The organism is Methanosarcina sp. 1.H.T.1A.1 (genome assembly GCF_000979295.1).
In the GTDB taxonomy this organism is placed as follows: domain Archaea; phylum Halobacteriota; class Methanosarcinia; order Methanosarcinales; family Methanosarcinaceae; genus Methanosarcina.
This window is the reverse complement of sequence record NZ_JJQY01000034.1, coordinates 1-6,778: the sequence shown is the minus strand read 5'-3', so window position 1 is coordinate 6,778 and position 6,778 is coordinate 1. Positions and strand designations below refer to the sequence as shown.

The 6,778-nt window shown below is 39.7% G+C and carries 4 protein-coding genes and 1 pseudogene; 4 read left to right on the top strand and 1 reads right to left on the bottom strand.

The window, feature by feature from the left end:
* Positions 1-18: 18 nt before the first annotated feature.
* Complete coding sequence (locus EO95_RS03885; protein WP_048132362.1) at positions 19-1,032, top strand: glycosyltransferase family 2 protein; 1,014 nt, start codon at positions 19-21, stop codon at positions 1,030-1,032.
* A gap of 269 nt (positions 1,033-1,301) precedes the next feature.
* Complete coding sequence (locus EO95_RS03880; protein ID WP_048132360.1) at positions 1,302-3,323, top strand: hypothetical protein; 2,022 nt, start codon at positions 1,302-1,304, stop codon at positions 3,321-3,323.
* 395 nt (positions 3,324-3,718) lie between these two features.
* On the opposite strand, the gene EO95_RS03875 is transcribed toward EO95_RS03880, so the two are convergent.
* A complete protein-coding gene (locus EO95_RS03875) occupies positions 3,719-4,924 on the bottom strand; it encodes a glycosyltransferase (RefSeq protein WP_048132358.1) in 1,206 nt (401 codons plus the stop codon).
* Positions 4,925-5,125: 201 nt separating this feature from the next.
* On the opposite strand from EO95_RS03875, the gene EO95_RS03870 reads away from it, so the two are divergent.
* Together EO95_RS03870 and EO95_RS03865 are read left to right on the top strand one after the other, a co-directional pair.
* On the top strand, positions 5,126-6,310 hold the full coding sequence (locus EO95_RS03870; RefSeq protein ID WP_048132356.1) for a glycosyltransferase family 4 protein: 1,185 nt from the start codon (positions 5,126-5,128) through the stop codon (positions 6,308-6,310).
* Positions 6,311-6,560: 250 nt separating this feature from the next.
* Positions 6,561-6,778, top strand: a pseudogene (locus tag EO95_RS03865) (IS1634 family transposase); the annotation flags it as partial.

Here is a 6,778-nt window from a genome sequence, read left to right as displayed (position 1 = left end):
TAAAAACGGGGTCATTTTATGGAATATCCTTTTGTTTCGGTTGTAATAGGTATTCGCAACGAAGAAAAATTCATTGAAGAATGCATTGAAGCGCTTCTTCATCTTGATTACCCTCAGGATTCTTATGAGGTTATTATTGTCGACGGAATGTCCACTGATAAAACTCAGGAGCTCGTAAAGAAATACCCTGTCAGGCTCCTTCTTAATGAACGAAAAAATGTTGCAGCAGCAAGGAACCTTGGGGTGGAAAACGCTCGGGGAGATCTTGTCGCATTTACGGACGGAGACTGCAAGGTAGATCCCGGGTGGCTAAAAACACTTGTTAGTGAAATGAAAAATGCCGCTGAAGATGTAGCATGTGTTGGTGGACCTAACTTAATATTTGACACTGACCCTATTTTTGGCAGAGTTGTAGGGTATGCTCAGGAAACATTTCTGGGCTCCGGAGGTTCTGCCCAGTCCAAAAATTCAACAAAGAAACATTATGTCAGTTCCCTTCCTAACTGCAATGCTATGTATAAAAAAAATTCCATTAAGGAAGCCGGGTATTTTGATGAGCGGTTTGTAGTGGGCCAGGACGGGGACCTTAATTACAGAATAAACAAAATAGGTCATAAATTCCTGTATATTCCAGAAGCAAAAGTGCTTCATCACAGAAGAGGAACTCTCAAGTCATTTTCCATACGAATGTTCAAGTATGGCATGTGGATGGCCGAGCTTTTCAAAAAACATGGCGAATTTGTCCGCTGGTATGCTTTTTTGCCTTCAATTGCCATAGCTTTTGCGGTTCTTTCGTTTATTGTTTCTCTTGTATATACAGTGCCGATAGCAGTTCTGCTAATACTGATGACCTTATATTTCGTTCTGGTTTTTGTTACCTCAATTCAGGTAATATATAAGATGAAATCAAAATACGGCATCCTTACCCTGTTTGTGATCCCTGTGCAGCACGTTGCTTATGGGCTGGGTTTTTTGTACAGTTTTGCAAATTCCCTTCTCCTTTCAAAAGACAGGTCTCTTTCGGATATTTAATGTTTAAAAATTTCTCCGGTTAATGTAATCATAGTTGCCGGTACGCAAATGTATAAAATGGTTGGATAAATTGACCCCGGCTTGAAGGATATTGGAGCAAAAAATTCTTAACCAATATAGACCTCACTGTAAATCCTATTGGCTTCGAACAAAAAAATCCGAACCTTTTATTTCAGGTTCAATCCTTAATCCTGTTCGGATTCAATTTTGAATTCTTTATTTCAAACTCAATATATAAAGTTGTGATCGCTTAAGGTTATGGAGATAGTATGTTTGGATTGAGCGAAGAGACGGGACTCAAGTACATGGATAATAACCGTTTAATGAAGGTAATTTCCTTCCTGTTCCCACTAGCAATAATTCTCGCAGTTATATTCACTTTCGTATGGATGTTTGCAACCGGAAAGCCAGGTTATGCAATTCGTGGATTGTTTACAGGAATCCCTGCAGTACTTTCCTGCCTCTTTATATTGTACATTTACAAAAAAGATGTAAGTCTGCATGATATAGACAGTTTCCCGTCGATAAACATAAAGTCCCTTACATATGTGTTTAGCATATTTTATATTGGCTCAATAGCTGTGCTTCTACTATCTCAGGGAACCAGACCAGGGTACTATTTCGTATTTATTCTGGTGATGTACCTTTCGGTTTTCCTGCAAATATTCTCTAAAGAGGTAAGGCCGTCCCTTGTCCTTCTGGAATCTTTTTTAATCATGGTAAACCTTACTTACAGCGTTACCTTAAATTATGATTTCTACTTCGGGACCACTGACATTCTGCCTCACATTTTTCTTTCGGAACTCACTGCAGTAACGGGACAAACCATTTCCACTTCCTTAAGTGACTATGCATTTTTCCCCCTGTACCATATACTTGTTGCAGAAGCCTCCGAAATTTTGAACCTCAGCACAAAAACCTCACTTTTCCTGATTACAGCGCCAATTTATGCAGTAACCGTAGTTTTTCTTTACTATCTCTTTAATCATATTACCCACAACAGGCAAATCTCCCTCCTCTCCTGCCTGCTTTATTCCGCAAGTTATATTGTACTGTATTACGGCGCAAACGTGATTACACGCACAATGTCATACGTAGCGTTTATTATACTGCTATATCTGGTTTACAGTGTCAACTTCAAAGAGGATAAATTCTCTTTTAAAGCTCTTTCAGTAATTGTTCTGGTTTTTTTGACTCTGGTACATAACGTTTCCATACTCCAGTTCGTTTTACTACTCGTCATTCTCTTTGCTTCAGAGTATATTGTAGGGGCTGGCAACTATGTAAGCAAGCCTTTCTTTTTACTTCTAAATGTTACTTATACTGCTTACTGGTTCTTTATAGCTTATCTGTTCATGCAGAGAAGCCTGACTCCCCGTTTACAGAGCCATTTCTGGGACTCTATAGTTTTAACTTCTGGGGGCTCTGACGTACTTGAAGAGGGCTTTATCAGTCTGTTTGGGCTCCTGGATAAATCCGTCTTTTTATTTTTTGCCCTTATAGGAATAGGCTTTCTTCTGAAAAACTACAGGAAAAACTATGCTTCAGTTTTCGGGTTATTTGCCCTGTTAACCCTTATTTTCTATGTTCCAAACCCTCTCAATACTATCTGGCAGTTTAAGGTTCTGTTCAGGGTTGATCGGTTTATGCTTTTCGTTAGCCCCTTTATGGCTTTCGCAATGGGATATGGAATTTATGTATTCTGGAACTATATGGATAAATATGGGCCTAAAAAGTTCAATACAGTGGTCTTTATAGTTCTGCTGTTCTCCACTTTTGTTTTCATCTCTTCAGTCTTCAGCATCTCGGACGCGAACATGCTTGGACAGAGTTCAAAGCATGAATATTTCACTGATAATGAACTGAGTGGTTTCGAACATGTTTATAAGTACATTCCGGAGGGTTCTGCCGTTTATTCCGATTACTATACTACAAGGTTCTTTTATCTCCCGTCGATTCCTGAGGATTCTTCGGGTATGAACATCTCAATTTACAATAACTACCGCATCGATAATGTAAGTGAATTATCCAGTTACAGGGGCTATGTAGTATTCAGGACTCAAGAGTTTCTCAGGAGCGGTTTATACTTCGGCAGCGATGAAAGCAGCACTAAGGAAACTTCCAATTACTTCTACGGGAACACTCCCGAAAATGTAATTGATCTTGAGGACAATCTTACACAAGCAAATAAAATATACTCAAACCCAGCAACGGATATCTTTGCTCCCGGTCCGGCGTTAAGCAAACCTATCAGAAGTTCTAACCTTAACAGCACATTTACAGGCATTTAAATGCCTGTACTATGCTTTTTTATAGAAAACGCGGAAATTCTATCTTATCTGAAAGACTGTAAAAGTAGCCTGAGATTTTCAGAAGATCTGGCCAAAATATCCTGGGCATAATTCCGGTGGGCCAAAAAATTATATCAAACTCAGGTGGGTCAAAAGAGCATACCAAGCTTTCTCTTACCTATGAGCAAAATTTCTCGATGAAGCAGAGTTCTGGTGAAGCAGAGTTCTCTTCTTTTTTTACTATAACCCATTTTCCGTAGATGTATACAAAAATGCCACCAATTTTTTCAATACGGCAGTAGTTTAAATGATCATCTCACCTTTCTGGAATATGGTTGGATAAATCGGCAAGTAAATTCTACATCTGTGTACATCTGCAGAATGCCTGTATAAGTTTATTTTGAGGGATTTGATAGAAGCTCTGAGTATATATCTACAGTCTTCTTTGCATGGGCTTCCCAGGTAAGTCCCCGCTGAATTATGCTTTTACGCCCGAGTTTTCCCATCTTTTCCCTTCGGCTTTCGTTTTCAAGCAGCCGATTTATTTTTTCTGACAGGTCGGCAGGGTTTTTTGCAGGAACCAGATAGCCTGTTTCCCCATCAACCATCAGTTCCGGAATCCCTCCAACATCAGTTGCCACGACAGGGACTTCACAGGAAAGAGCTTCAAGCACGACATTTGGCCTTCCCTCTGAGAGAGAAGGCAGTACCAGCATATCTGATGCTGAAATCCAGAGGGGAATATCCTCATGGTTTACAGGTCCCGTAAATTTAATGGAACCAGCAATTTTTAGTTCTTCTGCTCTTTTTTCCAGACCTTTTCTAAGCCCGTCGTCCCTGCCTACCATATAGAGGTCCGTGTTTGTATCCACAAAACTTTTTGCAGCTTCAATAAGGTAATCCACGCCTTTTATTTTTCTCAGGGCACCTATAAACAGGACAATATTCTTATCCTGAGGCAGGTTTAAAATATCCCTTGCCTGTTCTTTTCCTGCAGGCTTGAATATCTCCGTATCAACACCGTTAGGGACCACATGTACTTTACTTTCGTCTATCCCGAGATTCACTATATGGGCCTTGAGGTCTTCACTGACAGAAAGGACTTTATCTGCAAAATTCATGGCTTCTATAATCTGCCTTGAAGTATAGGTCCCTTCATAGGCAACCTTTCTTTCGATCGTGCCAAGAGCACTTATCACCAGAGGAACTTTCCATTTCTTTGCAAGTCTCATCATTCCGTACCCATCAGGATATGAAAAATGTGCATGAATCAGGTCCGGTTCTGGTTTTATGTTTTTTATGGCGTACCTGGAAACGAAATGGGCATATGAAATGCCGGTTATGGGGTAAAAATATTTTTTGGGAATGGCATAGATATAACGCGGGTAGTGAAGGTCATATTTTTCTGTATGCTCAATCCTGGGCAGTTTAGAAAAATTATGGTACGGAAATGCAGAAAAAGGAAGCACGAAAGCTTTTGGAGAAATAACCGTCACGTCCACTCCCTGGTCTGCGATTGAATCTATGCTCTGCTTTATGAATGTTCCAAGCTGGGGGTAATACCTGTTAGGAAACTCCTGACATACTTCCAGTACTCTCATAATCTTTTTCCTTTTTCGATTCGGATGCCTCAAAAACACACAAAGGAGATAATTTCTCCTATAAATATCTCTCTGCAAAATCAGTATATTTCTCTTTCTGTACTTAAATCCCGAACCTACTCTTCCAGACCTATGAAAATTAATGAATGGAGTCGTGGGATAAACTAATTAACTACTTTTGCTATTCAGATACCGGCAATTATGTTTAAAAAAGTAAGTAATATTTTCCTGGTCTATTACAGCTCTTTCAATACAAAATCAGGTTCGAATATACACATACTCGAACTCTTAAGAAATTTGAAAAAATACACGGATGTAGTTTTGTTCGCGCCAGGTCAGAAAGGTGCAGAACATGGCTTTTCCGGAATAAAGTATGTGCCTGTGATAGATAATAAGTACCTTGTACAGCCTTCTTACGAGTTCATGCTATCCTTTTATCTTCTGTATTCATGCATAAAAAACAGGCCTGACGTTCTTTATCTCCGTCAGAACTCTTTTCCGTTCTTCCCCATCGCCCTGTGCAAACTTTTTGGCATTTCTTCTATAGTTGAGGTTAATGGGTTGGTTATGGATGAACTCAAGGTAAGCCCGGATTCTAAATCCTTTGCATACAGGGTTTTTTCCTTCCTGGCACTCCGTTCCGAGAGGTTCAATTACAGATACTGTGACAGGATAGTTTCCGTGACTGATAAGCTCAAAGATGAACTTGTGAGGCTATACTCGGTCCCTGCAGAAAAAGTTCTTGTAATTAACAACGGAGCAAATACCGATATTTTCAAACCCATGGATCAAAAGCAGGCAAGAGCCAAGCTCGAGCTTGATGATTCCAAGAAGTATGTATGTTTTGTAGGGCACCTTGCAGCCTGGCAGGGAGTTGAGTTTCTAATCTATTCCTCTCCTTTTATCCTGGAAAAAGTCCCTGATGTTCATTTCCTTGTAGTGGGGGATGGGGTCATGAGGGATAAACTGCTGGAAACTGCCGCAGAGATGGGGCTTTCGGACAAATTCACTTTTACTGGAAGAGTTCCCTATGAGAACGTTCCTGTATACATTAATGCAGCTGATGTCTGTGTCGCTCCTTTTATAATGGAACGAAACTCAAAGATAGGACTTTCTGCCTTAAAAACATACGAATACCTTGCATGTGGAAAACCTATTGTAGCGAGCAGTATCCCAGGTGTCAAAGACCTGATCGATCTTTCAGGAGGCGGAATTTCAGTACCTCCTGAGAACCCCGGAGAACTCGCTAATGCTGTGGTAAAGCTAATTTCCGATAAAAAGACATGCAATGCCATGGGAGAACAGGGTCGTAAATATGTCGTTGAGAATCACAGCTGGGATGGAGTTGCAAGAAAGATTCTTGATATATGTCACGAAATTGTTTGATGTGGCCTTTTAGATCTCACAGAGCTTTACTGTGATTTCACTATAGGCTTCATCTTTTTTCCGATCTTATCTTTTTTCTGACCTTATCTTTCTTCTCTATTCGTTATTTGAATTAGTCATGATTTAACTATCATTCCACTATTGCTTTCTTATGGCTTTATTGCCGGCTTTTATTTGGCTGATTGTTTTTTATCCTGAGTTTGACAGTTAGATAAAAATAAGTGCTCTCTGTTTTGTGTAGTTCGGTCCAATGAACATCACAAAACAGAGAGCATTCCCTACAATTCCTAACAAGAATATATGTGTTCCTATCGGCTCGATTCTTGCCGTCCAACTCTTTTATGAAAAGCTTAATTTCTGTGATATTTTTGGCAAACATAAAAGCAAAGGTCTTGATCTCAATAGTTTACTAATCGGTTTGTTAAGCTACAAATTGACTGAGAATTTTAGTATCAAAGAAGCTGGCAA